The 16,094-nt window shown below is 73.0% G+C and carries 15 protein-coding genes and 1 pseudogene; 11 read left to right on the top strand and 5 right to left on the bottom strand.

Annotated features, from left to right (window positions below; translation table 11 throughout):
• The first annotated feature begins 72 nt into the window (after positions 1-72).
• From ACIOWN_RS07525 to ACIOWN_RS07515, 3 genes and pseudogenes are all read left to right on the top strand, one after another.
• Positions 73-270 carry a hypothetical protein gene (locus ACIOWN_RS07525; RefSeq protein ID WP_326801301.1) on the top strand — a complete coding sequence of 66 codons (198 nt, stop codon included), beginning with the start codon at positions 73-75 and terminating at the stop codon, positions 268-270.
• Positions 271-409: 139 nt separating this feature from the next.
• The gene (locus ACIOWN_RS07520) at positions 410-1,450 is read left to right on the top strand and encodes an NUDIX domain-containing protein (RefSeq protein WP_362349752.1); all 1,041 of its coding nucleotides are present in this window, start codon (positions 410-412) and stop codon (positions 1,448-1,450) included.
• Between the two features lie 74 nt (positions 1,451-1,524).
• Positions 1,525-1,851, top strand: a pseudogene (locus tag ACIOWN_RS07515) (IS200/IS605 family accessory protein TnpB-related protein); the annotation flags it as partial.
• A gap of 6 nt (positions 1,852-1,857) precedes the next feature.
• On the opposite strand, the gene ACIOWN_RS07510 reads toward ACIOWN_RS07515, so the two are convergent.
• Positions 1,858-3,213: a dipeptidase gene (locus ACIOWN_RS07510; protein WP_362349750.1), complete on the bottom strand. Its 1,356-nt coding sequence runs from the start codon at positions 3,211-3,213 to the stop codon at positions 1,858-1,860.
• Positions 3,214-3,428: 215 nt separating this feature from the next.
• Here ACIOWN_RS07510 and ACIOWN_RS07505 point away from each other — a divergent pair, with 215 nt between their 5' ends.
• On the top strand, positions 3,429-4,673 hold the full coding sequence (locus ACIOWN_RS07505; protein WP_401981001.1) for a geranylgeranyl reductase family protein: 1,245 nt from the start codon (positions 3,429-3,431) through the stop codon (positions 4,671-4,673).
• Here the strand turns inward: ACIOWN_RS07505 and ACIOWN_RS07500 are convergent.
• Positions 4,663-5,148: a nitroreductase family deazaflavin-dependent oxidoreductase gene (locus ACIOWN_RS07500; RefSeq protein WP_401980999.1), complete on the bottom strand. Its 486-nt coding sequence runs from the start codon at positions 5,146-5,148 to the stop codon at positions 4,663-4,665. The two genes, ACIOWN_RS07505 and ACIOWN_RS07500, sit on opposite strands and share 11 nt — an antisense overlap.
• A 135-nt stretch (positions 5,149-5,283) precedes the next feature.
• Between ACIOWN_RS07500 and ACIOWN_RS07495 the strand changes: the two genes are divergently transcribed.
• The 4 genes from ACIOWN_RS07495 (at position 5,284) to ACIOWN_RS07480 (ending at position 10,904) form a co-directional block, all read left to right on the top strand.
• Positions 5,284-5,973, top strand: a complete 690-nt coding sequence (locus ACIOWN_RS07495) for a TetR/AcrR family transcriptional regulator (protein ID WP_401980997.1) — start codon at positions 5,284-5,286, stop codon at positions 5,971-5,973.
• A 150-nt stretch (positions 5,974-6,123) separates the two neighbouring features.
• The gene (locus tag ACIOWN_RS07490; protein WP_401980995.1) at positions 6,124-7,359 is read left to right on the top strand and encodes a sensor histidine kinase; all 1,236 of its coding nucleotides are present in this window, start codon (positions 6,124-6,126) and stop codon (positions 7,357-7,359) included.
• Positions 7,356-8,021 carry a response regulator transcription factor gene (locus tag ACIOWN_RS07485; RefSeq protein WP_362349742.1) on the top strand — a complete coding sequence of 222 codons (666 nt, stop codon included), beginning with the start codon at positions 7,356-7,358 and terminating at the stop codon, positions 8,019-8,021. The genes ACIOWN_RS07490 and ACIOWN_RS07485 overlap by 4 nt, the downstream gene beginning before the upstream one ends.
• A gap of 372 nt (positions 8,022-8,393) precedes the next feature.
• Entirely contained in the window at positions 8,394-10,904 is a 2,511-nt protein-coding gene (locus ACIOWN_RS07480) for an ATP-dependent Clp protease ATP-binding subunit (RefSeq protein WP_401981092.1), read from the top strand.
• A 146-nt stretch (positions 10,905-11,050) separates the two neighbouring features.
• On the opposite strand, the gene ACIOWN_RS07475 is transcribed toward ACIOWN_RS07480, so the two are convergent.
• Positions 11,051-11,623 (bottom strand): hypothetical protein, encoded by a 573-nt coding sequence (locus tag ACIOWN_RS07475; protein WP_401980992.1) that lies wholly within the window; start codon positions 11,621-11,623, stop codon positions 11,051-11,053.
• Between the two features lie 231 nt (positions 11,624-11,854).
• On the opposite strand from ACIOWN_RS07475, the gene ACIOWN_RS07470 reads away from it, so the two are divergent.
• Positions 11,855-12,235: a luciferase family protein gene (locus tag ACIOWN_RS07470; protein ID WP_401980990.1), complete on the top strand. Its 381-nt coding sequence runs from the start codon at positions 11,855-11,857 to the stop codon at positions 12,233-12,235.
• Between the two features lie 22 nt (positions 12,236-12,257).
• On the opposite strand, the gene ACIOWN_RS07465 is transcribed toward ACIOWN_RS07470, so the two are convergent.
• On the bottom strand, positions 12,258-13,037 hold the full coding sequence (locus ACIOWN_RS07465) for a DeoR/GlpR family DNA-binding transcription regulator (protein ID WP_362349739.1): 780 nt from the start codon (positions 13,035-13,037) through the stop codon (positions 12,258-12,260).
• Between the two features lie 128 nt (positions 13,038-13,165).
• On the opposite strand from ACIOWN_RS07465, the gene ACIOWN_RS07460 reads away from it, so the two are divergent.
• Positions 13,166-14,047 (top strand): SIS domain-containing protein, encoded by an 882-nt coding sequence (locus ACIOWN_RS07460; RefSeq protein WP_362349737.1) that lies wholly within the window; start codon positions 13,166-13,168, stop codon positions 14,045-14,047.
• Between the two features lie 38 nt (positions 14,048-14,085).
• A complete protein-coding gene (locus ACIOWN_RS07455; RefSeq protein WP_362349735.1) occupies positions 14,086-14,958 on the top strand; it encodes a ketose-bisphosphate aldolase in 873 nt (290 codons plus the stop codon).
• On the opposite strand, the gene ACIOWN_RS07450 is transcribed toward ACIOWN_RS07455, so the two are convergent.
• Positions 14,948-16,081: a methyltransferase gene (locus tag ACIOWN_RS07450; RefSeq protein ID WP_362349883.1), complete on the bottom strand. Its 1,134-nt coding sequence runs from the start codon at positions 16,079-16,081 to the stop codon at positions 14,948-14,950. The genes ACIOWN_RS07455 and ACIOWN_RS07450 overlap by 11 nt on opposite strands.
• Between the last annotated feature and the right edge of the window lie 13 nt (positions 16,082-16,094).

Below are 16,094 nucleotides of genomic sequence, written 5' to 3'. Positions count from 1 at the left end.
GACGAAGGACTGTGTGCTCCCAGTCGGGTGCACGGCCGTGACCCCCGGGCGGCCGGCGCAGTTGAACCGAGCATGAAGAAGCGCAGCATGCTCGCCCTCGCGTCCCTGGCCACCGGTTTCGTCGTGGCCGCCGTCTCTCCGTCGCACGCCGTCGACCACGACGGGCTCGGCGACCGGAGCGTGAAGGACATCGTGGGCACCGTCGACCAGGTCGTCGGTGAGGAAGGCCTCGCCACGGGCGACGACGCGTCCGGGCAGCACCACGGCTGACGCCCGTCGGCCGAGCGCGGCGCCGGCACCCCCACCGCGGGGGTGCCGGCGCCGTCCTGTGGGCAGCCCTCAACTGGGCTGGTTTCCGTGGCAGGGTGGAGCGGGCAAGCCACAGGGGGCCGACAGCAGAGGGGGACCCGTGATCGTCTGGATCAACGGCGCTTTCGGTGCGGGGAAGACGACCACCGCACGGGAACTGATCGAACTGATCCCGAACAGTACGCTCTTCGATCCCGAGGTCATCGGCGGTGCGCTGGCGCATCTGCTGCCGCCCAAACACCTCGCCGAGGCCGGCGACTACCAGGATCTGCCGATCTGGCGGCGCATGGTGATCGACACGGCGGCCGCGCTGCTCGCCGAGCTGGGCGGGACCCTCGTGGTGCCCATGACCCTGCTGCGCCAGGAGTACCGCGACGAGATCTTCGGCGGGCTCGCCGCCCGCCGCGTCGCCGTACGGCACGTTCTCCTGGCCCCGGCCGAAACGATCCTGCGTGAGCGCATAGCCCATCGGGAGGTCCCGCCCGACCTGCCCGACGGCGAGATACGCGTCCGCCAGTGGGCCTACGACCACATCGAGCCCTACCGGACCGCCCTGGCCTCCTGGCTCACCGCCGACGCCCACCCCGTCGACACCAGCGCCCTCACCCCGCACGAGACGGCCGTCCGCATCGTCGAGGCCGTCAGCAATGGTGCCGCGCCCGTCTGCGACATCGTGCAGACCCCGGAGCCCACGGCCGAGACCGTCGCCTCCGGAGTGCTGCTGTTCGACGAACAGGACCGCGTGCTGCTCGTCGACCCCACCTACAAGCCCGGCTGGGAGTTCCCCGGCGGTGTCGTCGAACCCGGCGAGGCCCCGGCCCGCGCGGGGACGCGCGAGGTCGCCGAGGAGACGGGTGTACGGCTGGACGAGATGCCCCGGCTCCTCGTCGTCGACTGGGAGCCGCCCGCACCGCCCGCCTTCGGTGGTCTGCGCTTCCTCTTCGACGGCGGCCGCCTGGACTCGGCGGCGGCCACGCGCCTGCTGCTGCCCGGACCCGAGCTGCGCGACTGCCGCTTCGTCACCGAGCGGGAGGCCGCCGACCTGCTCCCGCCCGTCCGCTACGCCCGGCTGCGCTGGGCACTGCGGGCCCGCGAACGCGGCGCGGCGGTGTACCTGGAGGCGGGCGTGCCGGTCGGCTGACGCCCCGTGCCTACGCCGATGGCGCGGACTGCGCGGAGCTGTCGCCGGCGCCTCGCAGTTGACGGAGGCGCAGTAAACCCCTCACCACCACAACGCGCAAGCCCACGCGGCACGACGCTGCCGCCGTGGCGATCGGACGACGCGCCCTGGGACACCCGATCCGGCGTCGGACGACACCGCCCCCACACGACCGGAGCGATCGTGTGGGGCATCGGACCGTCCAGGCCCGACCGGGCACCCTGGGGCGTGAGGGACCCCGCCCCCGCGTTCCCGGACCACGGACACGATCCGTGCCGCCCGGACGCGGAGCGAAAGCGGGCGACCAGTGTGCCCACAACCGTTCGGGGCACACGGCTGAGCACGAGCCCTGGACCCAGGACTCACTCCCGCTCAGTCCATAGGAACGGTCAGCTCGCCGCGTAGTTGCGCAGGAACAGCGCCTCCGCGACCGACAGGCGCTCCAGTTCCTCGGGGGAGACGCTCTCGTTCACGGCGTGGATCTGCGCCTCCGGCTCGCTCAGGCCGATCAGCAGGATCTCGGCCTGCGGGTAGAGGGCGGCGAGGGTGTTGCAGAGCGGGATGGAGCCGCCCTGACCGGCGTACTGCATGTCCTGGCCGGGGTAGGCGACCGCCATCGCGTCGGCCATCGCCCGGTAGGCCGGGCTGGTGGTGTCGGCGCGGAAGGCCTGGCCCTGGCCGATCTGCTCGGTGCTCACCCGGGCGCCCCAGGGGGTGTGGGCCTCCAGGTGGGCCTGGAGCAGCTTGGTCGCCTCGCCCGCGTCGACGCCCGGCGGCACCCGCAGGCTGACCAGGGCACGGGCACCGGCCTGCACGGACGGGGTGGCGCCGACGACCGGCGGGCAGTCGATGCCGAGCACGGTGACGGCGGGGCGGGCCCAGATGCGGTCGGCGACCGTGCCGGAGCCGATAAGCTCCACGCCGTCCAGCACCTTGGCGTCCTTGCGGAACTGCTCCTCCTCGTAGGCCAGGCCGTCCCAGACGGAGTCGCCGGCCAGGCCGTCGACGGCCGTCGAGCCGTCCTCGGCGCGCAGCGAGTCGAGGACGCGGATCAGCGCGGCGAGCGCGTCCGGGGCGGCACCGCCGAACTGGCCCGAGTGCAGGTTGCCTTCGAGGGTGTCGACCTGGATCCGGACCATGGTCATGCCGCGCAGGGTGCTGGTGACGGTGGGCAGACCGGCGCGGAAGTTGCCGGTGTCGCCGATCACGACGGTGTCGGCGGTGAGGAGTTCCGGGTGCTCCTCGGCGTAGCGCTCCAGGCCGCCGGTGCCCTGCTCCTCGGAGCCCTCGGCTATCACCTTGACGTTGACCGGGACGCCGCCGTCGGCCTTCAGGGCACGCAGGGCGAGCAGGTGCATGATGAGGCCGCCCTTGCAGTCGGCGGCACCACGCCCGTACCAGCGGCCGTCGCGCTCGGTCAGCTCGAAGGGCGGGCTGGTCCAGCCGGCCTCGTCCAGCGGCGGCTGCACGTCGTAGTGGGCGTAGAGCAGGACCGTCCTCGCGCCCTCGGGACCGGGCAGGTAGCCGTAGACCGACTGGGTGCCGTCCGGAGTGTCGAGCAGAGCCACGTCCGTGAAGCCCTCGGCGCGCAGCGCGTCGGCGATCCAGTTCGCGGCGCCCTCGCTCTCGCTCCTCGGGTACTGGTCGAAGTCCGCCACCGACCGGAAGGCCACCAGCTCGGCGAGTTCCGCCCGCGCCCTGGGCATCAGGGACGCGACGGTCTCCGCGACCGGATTAGACGACATGGGCACGCTCCTTGTAGGTGCGAAGGAGAACTCATGGGTATCGGGGAGATACTTCCGAGCACTTCTGTATTGCGGATGATCGTGTCAGCGTAGGCGCGACCCTGTGTACGGGGCACGTACGCTGCTGATCCTCCCACAGCGGCCCACCACCGGGGCCGCCGTAGGATGCGGGAGACAGCAGCGGCAGGCGGCTTGATCGGGAGCGGTAGACCATCGTGAGCAGCGACAACTCTTCGGCGGACGACGTGCAGCGGGTGTGGGACGTCGTCGTGGTGGGCGCGGGACCCGCGGGGGCCTCGGCCGCCTACGCGGCGGCGGTCGCGGGACGACGCGTGCTGTTGCTGGAGAAGGCGGAGCTGCCCCGCTACAAGACGTGCGGCGGGGGGATCATCGGCCCCTCGCGCGACTCGCTGCCGCCCGGCTTCGAGCTTCCGCTGAAGGACCGCGTGCACGCGGTGACCTTCTCCCACAACGGCCGCTTCACCCGCACCCGCCGCTCCAGGCAGATGCTGTTCGGCCTGATCAACCGGCCCGAGTTCGACCAGCAGTTGGTCGAGCACGCGCAGAAGGCCGGCGCCGAGCTGCGGACCGGCGCCGCGGTCTCGCGGGTCGAGCAGCACGGTTCGGCGGTACCGGACCGGCGCACGGTCGCCGTGGTGCTCCAGGGCGGTGAGACGGTGCTCGCGCGCGCGGTGGTCGGCGCCGACGGCAGCGCCGGCCGGATAGGAGCCCATGTCGGGGTGAAGATGGACCAGGTGGACCTCGGCCTGGAGGCGGAGATCCCGGTGCCGGAGACCGTCGCCGAGGACTGGCGCGGACGGGTGCTCATCGACTGGGGGCCGATGCCGGGCAGTTACGGCTGGGTCTTCCCCAAGGCGGACACGCTGACCGTCGGGGTGATCTCGGCGCGTGGCGAGGGCGCCGCCACCAAGCGGTACTTGGAGGACTTCATCGCCCGGCTGGGCCTGGCCGGGTTCGAACCGAGCATCTCCTCGGGGCATCTGACGCGCTGCCGGGCCGAGGACTCGCCGCTCTCGCGGGGGCGGGTGCTGGTGTGCGGGGACGCGGCCGGACTCCTCGAACCGTGGACGCGCGAGGGCATCTCCTTCGCGCTCAGGTCCGGGCGGCTCGCGGGGGAGTGGGCGGTGCGCGTCGCCGAGGCGCACGACGCGGTGGACACCCGGCGCCAGGCCCTGAACTACGCGTTCGCCATCAAGGCGGGGCTGGGCGTGGAGATGGCCGTGGGCAAGCGGATGCTCGCGGTGTTCGAGCGGCGGCCGGGGATCTTCCACGCCGTCCTGACCGGCTTCCGGCCCGCCTGGAAGGCGTTCAAGGAGATCACGCAGGGTTCGACCTCGCTCGGTGAGCTCGTCCGCACCCACCCCATGGCCCACCGCGCCCTGACGGCGCTGGACCGGCGGCCGGCGCCGCCCGCCGCCGAGGACACGGTCAGTTCCTGACCGTGATGCGGAAGACCGGGTGGTCGGGGGCGGACGCGGCGATCTCCTCGTCGGAGGACTTCGCCGTGACGCCCTTGAAGTACCCGTCGACCTGCCAGCCCCACCGCTCCAGGTAGGTCCGCAGGACCGGGAGCTTCTCGGCGTCGGGCAGCTCCACCGCGGTGAACTCGCGGACCTTCCGCCCGACGCGCAGTTCCCCGCCGCCCGCCGCGCGCATGTTGCGCACCCACTGGGAGTGGCCGCGCGCCGAGACGAGGTACTGCGCGCCCTCGTACGTGTGCGGGTTGACGGGAATGCGCTGCGGATTGCCGCTCGTACGGCCGCGCACCGTCAGCTCGGCCGAGCCGGCGAGGCTCAGCCCGCGGCGGGCCAGCCAACCGATGACGCCGTTGAGACGGACTGCCGTCGGGCTGCCCTTGAGGTAGTACGGCGACGAAGACGAGGAGGGCGAGGAGGACGACGAGGACGACGACATGGTGACCCCCATGGGTTCGGTTCGGGAGAGCAGTGCTCTCGTTCGATGAACAGTGTGGGGTGGATCGGCGATCCAAAGCAAGAGCAGTGCTCTTTTTTGTGTGCAGTGCTCTGGATTCATGGAACACTGGTCGGCATGAGCACCGCACAGGGAGCCCGCGCCCGGGCCAGGACGGAGATCACCGCCGCGATCAAGGACGAGGCCCGCAGACAGCTCGCGTCCGAGGGTGCCGCCAAGCTCTCGCTGCGTGCCGTGGCCCGCGCGCTCGGCATGGTCTCCTCCGCGCTGTACCGGTACTTCCCGAGCCGGGACGATCTGCTGACGGCGCTCATCATCGACGCCTACGACTCCGTGGGCGAGGCCGCGGAGGCGGCGAACGCGGAGGCGGCCGGCGCCGAGCCCCTGGCGCGCTGGACCGCCGTGTGCGAGGCGGTGCGCCACTGGGCGCTCGTACACCCGCACGAGTACGCCCTCATCTACGGCACTCCCGTGCCCGGTTACACCGCCCCGATGACCACCGTCCCGGCCGCGGCCCGCGTCGGTCTGGTCCTCATCGGCGTCGTGCGCGACGCCCATGAGCGGGACGGGTTGACCGGGCCGCCGCTCCCCGCCGAGCTGCGGGGCGAGGCCGAGCGGATCACCGCGGACCTGGCGCCCGGCCTGCCGCCCGAGGTGGGGCCCGCGCTCGTCGCCGCGTGGGCGCAGCTCTTCGGGCTGGTCGGGTTCGAGCTGTTCGGCCAGTTCAACCGGGTCGTGGAGGACCGCGAGCCGTTCTTCCGGCACGCGGTGACGCGACTCGCGCACGGGATCGGGCTGAGGGCCTGACCGCAGCCGGGACGGGACGGGAACCTGCCGGGCGTTTGAGAGGGCGCCGTGCTTTCGGGGCGGCGTGAGGGCGCGTACTTCCCGGGGAGTAGGTGTGATCACCTCGTCCGGCTGACGCCCCCGGCGGCGCCGGCGTCTAGCGTGGCGGTCATGACGGAGCAGCGCGTACGCCGGGGCGGCCCGCCGCAGTGGTGGCGGCACGGACCCCCGTGGTGGCACCGTGCCGTCGGCGAGGAGGCGGAGCCCGGCCGCCGTCGGCCATGGCTCTCCACCGCGCTGTTCACCGTCTTCGTGCTGGTCGGCACCCACTTCTCGGCCCACAACCAGCGCGGCCACCGGGAGCCCTTGGACGCCTTCGGGTTCGCGTTGCTGCTCGTGACCTCGGGGATGCTGCTGTGGCGCAAGCGGTGTCCGGCGTTCGTGGTGTGCGGCACGGCGGCGACGACCCTCGTCTACTACGCCGCCGGATACCCGTACGGACCCGTCTTCCTGGCCGTCGTGGTCAGCTGCTTCAGCGCCGTCGTCGCCGGGCACCGCAGGGCCGCGTGGGCGGCGCTGGGCACCCTGTGGGCCGCCCACGCGCTGATCTCGCTCTGGCTGTACCGATGGTTGCCCCCGCCCGGGGACACCGCGGCCTCCTGGGGACAGGAACTGGCCGTCGCCACCTGGGTGGTGGCCGTCGTCGCGGTCTCGGAGCTGGCCCGGGTGCGCCGCGAGCAGTGGGCCAAGGAACGCGCCGAGCGCGCCCAGTCGGCCCGGCGGCGGGCCGACGAGGAGCGGCTGCGGATCGCCCGTGAACTGCACGACGTCCTCGCGCACAGCATCTCCGTCATCAACGTCCAGGCGGGCGTCGGCCTCGCCCTGCTGGACACCGACCCGGAGCAGGCGCGCACGGCGCTGGCCACCATCAAGGCCGCCAGCAAGGAGGCGCTGGGGGAGGTTCGTCAGGTGCTCGACACCCTGCGTACCCCCGGTGACGCCCCCCGTGCTCCGGCGCCGGGCCTCGGCCGGCTGTCCGAGCTGGTGGACCAGGCGGCGGCAGCCGGGCTCGCCGTCGAGGTGCAGGGGGCGCCGCCGCGGCTGCCACCAGGCACGGACCTCGCCGCCTTCCGCATCGTTCAGGAGGCGCTCACCAACGTCGTACGCCACTCGGGATCGCGGCACGCGCGCGTGCTCCTCGACCACGGCCGCCGCGCGCTGCGGCTGCGCGTCGACGACGACGGGCCCGCCACCGGGGCGGACGCCGGCGGCAGCGGCAACGGCCTGGCCGGGATGCGGGAGCGGGCCGCCGCGCTCGGCGGCACCATCGACGCGGGCGCGCGCCCCGACGGCGGCTGGCGGGTGCTGGCCGTACTGCCCCTGACGACCGAGGAGGAGAACCGGTGATCCGGGTACTGCTGGCCGACGACCAGTCGCTGGTACGGGCAGGCTTCAAGGCGCTGCTCGACGCCCAGCCGGACATAGAGGTCGCCGGGGAGGCCGCGGACGGGGAGGAGGCCCTGCGCAAGGTGCGCGAGCTGAGCCCCGACGTGGTGCTCATGGACATCCGCATGCCGCTGCTCGACGGACTCGCCGCGACCCGCCGTATCACCGGCGAGCCGCGGCTGAAGGACGTCAAGGTGGTCATGCTCACCACCTTCGAGCTCGACGAGTACGTCTTCGAGGCGATCCGCTCGGGTGCCTCCGGCTTCCTGGTCAAGGACACCGAACCCGACGAACTCCTGCGCGCGGTACGGGCGGTGGTCGGCGGCGACGCCCTGCTCTCTCCCGGCGTGACGCGGCGCCTGATCGCCGAGTTCGCCGCCCGCTCCAAGGAACCGGCCGCCGCCGGCGCCCTCGCTCAGCTCACCGAACGCGAACGCGAGGTGATGGCCCTGGTCGGTATCGGCCTGTCCAACGAGGAGATCGCCCGCCGCCTCGTCGTCAGTCCCCTGACCGCCAAGACCCACGTCAGCCGCACCATGGTCAAACTCGGCGCGCGCGACCGTGCCCAACTGGTCGTCCTGGCCTACGAATCGGGCCTGGTGCGCCCGGGCTGGCTGGGCTGACCGCCCGGAGCGGCGCGCGGCGGCTCGTCGGCGCCGTCCACGGCGAAGCCCGTGCCGAACGTGTCCTGGGCGCCGCCGCGAGCGGCCTCGGTGTCGCCCCCGGGCGCGGTGGCGTGCGGGTACGGGGCCTGCGGTCCGGCTGCGCACCGTGCCCGTGCCACGGCAGCGCCCCGTGGCCGTCCCGGACGCCCGCGCCCCGGTGCCGGGCCCGTCCGCTCGGCGGTGGGTGCCGGTCCGGCGGCCCGGACGGGACGGTACGGCGCGGTCTCCGCCGGAGGCGACGGCACTGGACCGGCGTAGGCCGCGTTGCGATACTCCATTCGGCGGGTTGGGCTGGAAGGTGACTCATTGCCCACGTTCCGGACGGCGATCATGACGATGTCCCCCTTCGGCGCCTCCTTCGGCGGCCAGGACCCGTTCTCCGAGATCCTCAACCGTTTCTTCGGCATGACGCCGGGCGCGGCGCCCCCGCAGGTGCAGCGGGTGCCGATCGGACGGCTGCTGACCGACTCCGCGCGCGAGCTGATCAACCAGGCCACCGGGCGGGCGGCCGAGGACGGCAGCTCCGACCTGGATACCGAGCACCTGCTCTGGGCGTGCACCCAGGTGGAGCCGGCCCGCGGCCTGCTCGCCCAGGCCGGAGCCGACCCGGACCGCCTCGGCGCGGCTCTCGCCGAGGCGCTGCCCGGCGAGAGCGGCACCCCCTCCGCGCAGCCCGGCCTCACCCCGGCCGCCAAGCGGGTGCTGCTGCGCGCCTACGAGCACTCGCGGGCGGCCGGAGTGTCGTACATCGGCCCCGAGCACATCCTCGGCGCGCTCCTCGACACCCCGGGCGCCGCGGCGGCACGTGCCCTCAGCGCCCACGGCATCGAGACGGACGCGCTGCGCCGCAGCGCCGACACCGCCTCCCGCCCCGACACGGCACCCGGCGGCGCCGAACCCCGGAGCGACACCCCGACCCTGGACCAGTACGGACGCGACCTGACCGAGGAGGCCCGTGCCGCGAAGCTGGACCCGGTGGTGGGGCGGGCCGCGGAGATCGAGCAGACCGTCGAGGTCCTCTCCCGCCGCACGAAGAACAACCCCGTGCTGATCGGCGAGCCCGGCGTCGGCAAGACCGCGATCGTCGAGGGGCTGGCCCAGCGCATAGTCAACGAGGACGTGCCGAAGACCCTGGAGAACAAGCGGGTGGTCGCCCTGGACCTCACCGGACTGGTGGCGGGCGCCCAGTACCGGGGCCAGTTCGAGGAGCGGCTGAAGAACGTCATCGACGAGGTCAAGGCGGCCTCCGAGTCGACGATCCTGTTCCTGGACGAACTGCACACGGTGGTCGGCGCCGGTGCCACCGGCGAGGGCGCCATGGACGCGGGCAACATCCTCAAACCGGCCCTCGCCCGTGGTGAGCTGCATGTCGTCGGCGCCACCACCCTCGACGAGTACCGGCGGTACGTGGAGAAGGACGCCGCCCTGGAGCGCCGCTTCCAGCCCGTCATGGTGCCCGAGCCGAGCGTCGAGGAGACCGTGCAGATCCTGGAGGGGCTGCGCGACTCCTACGAGGCCCACCACCAGGTCCGCTACAGCGACGACGCCCTCGTCGCCGCGGCCGAGCTGTCGGACCGCTACGTCACCGACCGGTTCCTGCCCGACAAGGCCATCGACCTGCTCGACCAGGCCGGCGCCCGGGTGCGCCTGCGGTCCCTGGGCCGGTCCACCGAGGTCGTCGAGCGTGAGGACCGGCTGGCCAAGCTGCGCCGCGAGAAGGACCAGGCCGTCGCCGCGGAGGCCTTCGAACGGGCCTCCGAGATCAAGGACCGGATCGCCGAGACGGAGACGGAACTGGAGGGTCTCGCCGAGCGCCGCGAAGGCGTCCTTGAGGTGACCGTCGACGACATCGCCGACGTGCTGTCCCGGCGCACCGGCATCCCCGTCGCCCAGCTCACCGAGAGCGAGAAGGAGCGGCTGCTGAAGCTGGAGGACGCGCTGCACTCACGGGTCGTCGGCCAGGACGAGGCGGTGACCGCGATCGCGCAGGCGGTGCGCCGCAGCCGCGCCGGCATGAGCGACCCCAACCGGCCTGTCGGCTCCTTCCTGTTCCTCGGCCCCACCGGGGTCGGCAAGACCGAACTGGCCAAGGCGCTCGCCGAGTTGCTGTTCGGGGACGAGGACCGGATGGTCCGCTTCGACATGAGCGAGTTCCAGGAGAAGCACACCGTCTCCCGGCTCGTCGGGGCCCCGCCCGGCTACGTCGGCCACGAGGAGGCCGGCCAGCTCACCGAGAAGGTGCGCCGCCAGCCCTACAGCGTGCTGCTCTTCGACGAGGTGGAGAAGGCGCACCCCGACGTCTTCAACACCCTGCTCCAGGTCCTCGACGACGGCCGCCTCACCGATGCCCAGGGCCGTACCGTCGACTTCCGCAACACCGTGCTCATCATGACCTCCAACATCGGCGCGCAGCGGATCCTGGTCCACCACGGGAACGTCGCAGCGATCAAGGACCAGCTGATGGAGGATCTGCGCGGACGGTTCCTGCCGGAGTTCCTCAACCGCATCGACGACATCATCATCTTCCACGGCCTCAGCGAGGAAGACCTCGGCCGGATCCTGGACCTGCTCCTCGACCACAGCCGCCGGCGCGTGCGCGCCCAGGGCCTGGACCTGGAGGTCACCGACGCCGCGAAGAGGCTGCTGATCGCCCACGGTCACCAGCCCGAGTTCGGCGCCCGTCCGCTGCGCCGCACCATCCAGTCCGAACTCGACAACCGCATCGCCTCCCTGCTGCTGAGCGATTCGGCCGACCCCGGTGACACGATCGTCGCGGACGTCGTGAACGACGCCCTGGTCTGCCGGGTCGAACACCCGGAGGTGCCCGGCCGGATGACCTGATGAGGCAGGCCGGCGCGGGGGACGGCCGGGATCAGCCATCGGCGCGGCGCCCGCTGCGGCGCGGCGCCGGATCAGCGCCGTCCAGCAGGGAACGGTGGCCGGGCACTCCCTGGGGCGAGGCGGCCTCCCCCGTCCTCCACCCGCCGTCAGCCGGTCTTCCATCCCCAGGGCGTGTCCGCGCGCGCCCACTCCTCGTCCCACTGGGCGAAGCGCCGGCGGTCGAGCCGGGTCCGGGCCAGCTTGGCACCGCCGATGACGACACCCGCGGTGGTCGTTCCCGCCCAGAGGCCGCCCAGGGTCGTCTGGAAGGCGATGTCGGCCGATGAGGCCGGCGGGGGCGCCGGCAGGGCCCGCCCGTTCGTCCACACCGTGACGTGGTCGCCGGGTGCCGCGGAGACCGGGACCCTGGTCCGGCCCGTGTGCGCCGAGCCGTCCGCGTCCGTCCAGCGGACCGTCCCCCACCCCAGGGCACTGCCCACCGGCCGGACCGCCCCGCGGGCAGCCTCCTGCGTCACCACGGCCCGCACCGAGTGGGTGTCGGCGCGGACCCGCTCCGCGGCCTGCTGCATCGCGCCCGCCGTCAGCACGCCCGCGAGGACGCCGCCCGCCACGGCCAGGACCCAGGCGACGAGCAGGATCCACGCCTCGACCACGTCACTGGTGCGCCGGAGCGGATTGCGCCGCCAGCGCCACAGCCACACTCCCGAACGACGTGCCACCTTCGACACCCCCTCGTGAGCATCGACGGCCCCTACTGCCAGTGTCCCCCCGGAGGCGGTCCAAGGCCTGCGGGGAGCCCGGAAAGGGACGGCCGGGGCCGGTGGCACGGCCCCCGTGGGACCGCCGTGGAACGCACGGGCCGACGGGCCGCGCCGGGTCTTTCGGACACGGATCGGTTAAGGCTTTCTCACCGGGCCGTTGCCGTACGGTGAGCACGCCATGATGGAACCATGACGCTCGCCGCGCGTGCTCTCGCCCAGCTGGCAACCTGGCCGGACCTCTCGGAGGCGGTGCCGAGCTGCGGCAACGGGCAGGCGCTCAGCTCGGCGGGCGGGGAGATCGCCCACTTCCACTCCGACCGCGACGTCGACCTCCGCCTGACCGTCCGGGCGATCCGCCGCCTGGAACGCGACCTGCGGCGCTTCGCCGCGATCCGCGTCGTGCCGGGCTCCTCGTGGGTGACGGTCCGCCTCGACGGCTCGGCCGACGTCGATCTGCTGATGAGTCTGACGAGCGTGGCGCTCAAGGCCCAGCAGGGGCCGCCGGACGACGGCCGGACCGCCCCCTGCGGCTGCAACGACGTCCGAGGCGTGGGCTTCGTGCGGCTGTAGTCCGGATGCGGGACCGGCGCTGTCACACGGTCAGCACCCGCAGGCCCGCCTCCTCGAACGCGCGCACCGTCTCCGGCCCCGCCGCCGTGTCCGTGACCAGGGTGTCCACCGACTCGGCGGCGCAGATGCGGGCGAAGGCCCGCCGGCCCAGCTTGCTGGAGTCGGCGGCCACGACGACACGCTCGGCACGCTCGCACAGCAGCCGGTTGACGGCGGCCTCGGCCTCGTCGTGCGCCGCCGCGCCGTGCGCCACGTCGAAGCCGACCACCCCGAGCACCGCCACGTCGAGCGTGATCTGACTCAGCACCCCGTCCGCGAGTGGCCCGATGAGCTCGTACGACTGCGGCCGCGCGACTCCTCCGGTCAGCACGATCTTGAACTGGGGCCGGACGGCGAGCTCGTTGGCGATGTTGAGCGCGTTGGTCACCACGGTCAGCGCGGGCGAGCCGACGGCCAGGTCGGCGCGCACCGCCAGGGCGCGGGCCACTTCCGTGGTCGTCGTGCCGCCGGTCAGGCCGACCGCCTCGCCGGGCGCTACGAGTTCCGCGACCGCCTTCGCGATCCGCTGCTTCTCGGAGGCGTGGCGGGCCGTCTTGTACCGCAGCGGCAGCTCGTAGGAGACGCCGTGCACCACGGCCCCGCCCCGGGTGCGGACCAGCATCTGCTGCTCGGCGAGCTGGTCGAAGTCCCGCCGGATCGTCGCGGCCGACACCCCCAGTCCGGACGCCGCGTCCTCGACGTCCAGCCGGCCGCGCTCCACGAGCAGCTCCAGCAGTGCCTTCCAGCGGGCGTCGCGTGACATCCGCCTCCTCCGTTCCCTCGATCCTTCGTGACCCTAACGCACCGGGAACACCTCAAGATGCTTGATTGTGCTTGAAATTCGGCGCTATCTTGCAGAAAAGCGCATCCGCTGGAGCAGGAGGAGGGGCCGTGAGCCATGTCGAGGACGAACTGACCAGTCAGCCCGAGTGCTGGGCCCGCGTCGCGGCCGACGTAGCCGTCCACGGCCGGGCGCTGCCCGCGCAGGGGGAGCGGGTCGCCATCGTCGGCTGCGGCACGTCGTACTTCATGGCCCAGGCCGCCGCCGCGCTGCGCGAGGGCTCCGGGCAGGGGGAGACCGACGCCTTCGCCGCCTCGGAGTTCCCCTGTGAACGCTCCTACGACCGGGTCCTCGCCCTCACCCGATCCGGCACCACCACCGAAGTGCTCGACGTGCTGCGGGAGCTGAAGGGACGCACCCGGACGACGGCGGTCACCGCCGACGCGGGCACCCCCGTGATGGACGCCGCCGACGAGATCGTGGTCCTGGACTTCGCGGACGAACGCTCCGTGGTGCAGACGCGGTTCGCGACCACCGCCCTCACCCTGCTGCGCGCCCACCTCGGCCTGCACACCGACGAGGTGGTCGTCGACGCCCGCACGGCTCTGTCCGCCCCACTGCCCGAACAGCTCCTCTCCTGCGAGCAGTTCACCTTCCTGGGCCGGGGCTGGACCGTCGGACTGGCCAACGAGGCCGGGCTGAAGATGCGCGAGGCCTCGCTGTCCTGGACCGAGGCGTACCCGGCGATGGAGTACCGGCACGGCCCCATCAGTGTCACCACGGACGGCACGGCCACCTGGATGCTCGGCCGGGCACCGGACGGGCTCGCCGAACAGGTCCGCGCCACGGGCGGGTTGTGGATCGAGGGCGAACTCGATCCACTCGCCGAACTGATCCGCGCCCAGCGGCTCGCCGTCGCCGTCGCCGCCGCTCGCGGCCTCGACCCGGACCGGCCCCGCCACCTCACCCGCTCGGTGATCCTCGCGCCCTGACGCGCCGTCACCCGATCCAGCACCGGAAAGGACAGACCGTGCCGCTTGCAGCCACCGGCGAGCTGGTCGCCCGCGCCGCCGCCGCGCGCTCCGCAGTCGTCGCCTTCAACATCATCACGCTGGAACACGTCGAGGCCGTCGTCGCCGGGGCCGAGGCGGCCGGCGCACCCGTCGTCCTCCAAGTCAGCGAGAACGCCGTCTCGTTCCGCTACGGACGGCTGCTGCCGCTCGCCCGCGCCGCCGCCACGGCGGCCGAACGCGCCGCCGTACCCGTCGCGTTGCACCTCGACCACGTGCAGAGCGACGACCTGCTGCGCCAGGCGGCCGACGCCGGCTTCAGCTCCGTGATGTACGACGCCTCCCGGCTGCCCTACACGCGGAACCTCGCCGCGACCAGCGCCGCCGCGGCCTGGGCACACGCCCAGGGGCTCTGGATCGAGGCCGAGTTGGGCGAGGTCGGCGGCAAGAACGGCGCGCCGCCGCTGGACGCCCACGCCCCCGGCGCGCGCACCGACCCCGCCGAGGCGCACGCGTTCGTCGCCGGCTCCGGGGTGGACGCCCTGGCCGTGGCCGTCGGCAACGCCCACGCCATGACCGAGCGCACCGCGGCCCTCGACCACGACCTCATCAAACGGCTCTCCGGAGCGCTGGACGTGCCGCTCGTCCTGCACGGCTCCTCCGGCGTCCCCGACGGCGAACTGACCGCCGCCGTCACCGGGGGCATCGCCAAGGTCAACGTCGGCACCGCCCTCAACATCGCGATGACCGCCGCGATCCGTGACTTCCTCGCCGCCCACCCGGAGGCCGTCGACTCCCGCAAGTACCTCAGCGTGGGCCGCGAGGCCATGGTGGGGGAGGTGGAGCGCCTCGTCGGCGTGATCGGCTCACGCCGTACCGCTCCTACCTCTTGACGGCCCGCAGCACCACGAACTTCGGATCGCTCGCGACGAGCCGGCTGTTGCCGAACAGCCGGCGCAGCTTGACGTGGTAGCCGAGGTGGCGGTTGCCGATCACCCACAGCTCACCGCCGGGGCGCAGCGCGCGCCGCGCCCCGGTGAACATCCGCCAGGCCGCCCCGTCCGTGGTCGCCTGGTGCGAGTGGAAGGGCGGGTTGTTCAGGACCAGGTCCACGCTGCCGGCCGGCACCCCGGCCAGCGCGTCGCCGACCCTGAACTCGGCCTGCCCCGGCACGCCGTTCGCCCTGTACGTGTCCTCCGCGGAGGCGACGGCCTGGAACGACTCGTCCGTGAACAGCACTTCGGCGCCGGGGTTCGCCAGCGCCAGCGCCGTACCGACGACGCCGTTGCCGCAGCCCAGGTCCACCACCCGGCGGCCATCACCGGCTTCCGGCAGGTGCCCGAGGAAGAACCGCGTGCCGATGTCGAGCCGGTCGGCGCAGAAGACGCCCGCGTGGTTGACGACGGTCCGCCCGGAGGCGGCGCCGATGCCGCCGGGCAGCGTGTAGGTGTGCGGCCACGGGTTCGCGGGCCGCTCCAATGAGGGATCCGGCGTACAGAGGATCAGGCGGGCCTTGCGCCGCGCGAGCGAGGTCCGGGTGGGACCCAGGATCCGCTCGAACAGCGCCAGCGTGGAGGTGTGGATCTCCTTCACCATCCCGGTGCCGACGACGACCGTGCCCTCGTGCACCGAGGGCGCCAGGCGCAGCAACTGGTCCTCCAGCAGCGCCAGGCTCTTGGGCACCCGCACCAGCAGCACGTCGATCCGGCCGGGCGGCGGATCCTGCGTGGTCAGCAGGCGTACCGTGCCGGGCTCCGCACCGCACCGGGCGAGGTTCGCGCGGGTCGCCTCCTGGGTGAGGAAGGAGTCGGTGATCTGCACCGGCTGGTGCGCGGCCAGTGCCGTGACCAGGGCGCCCCAGCGGTCGCCGACGACCACGACGGTCCCGGACAGTTCGGTGCCCTGCTCGTCGAGGTGCCCCAGCAGGTACTCGTCGGAGGCGTCCCAGGCCCGGAGCCGGTCACGCGGGTCCTGCGGGAACCGGGCGAGCTCCAGCTCGCCCCACGGTGTGGTCATACGGTCGTTCATC

The organism is Streptomyces sp. NPDC087787 (assembly GCF_044743035.1).
Classification (GTDB): domain Bacteria; phylum Actinomycetota; class Actinomycetes; order Streptomycetales; family Streptomycetaceae; genus Streptomyces.
Note: the sequence above shows the minus strand (reverse complement) of the source record. Positions and strands in the feature narration are given on the sequence as shown.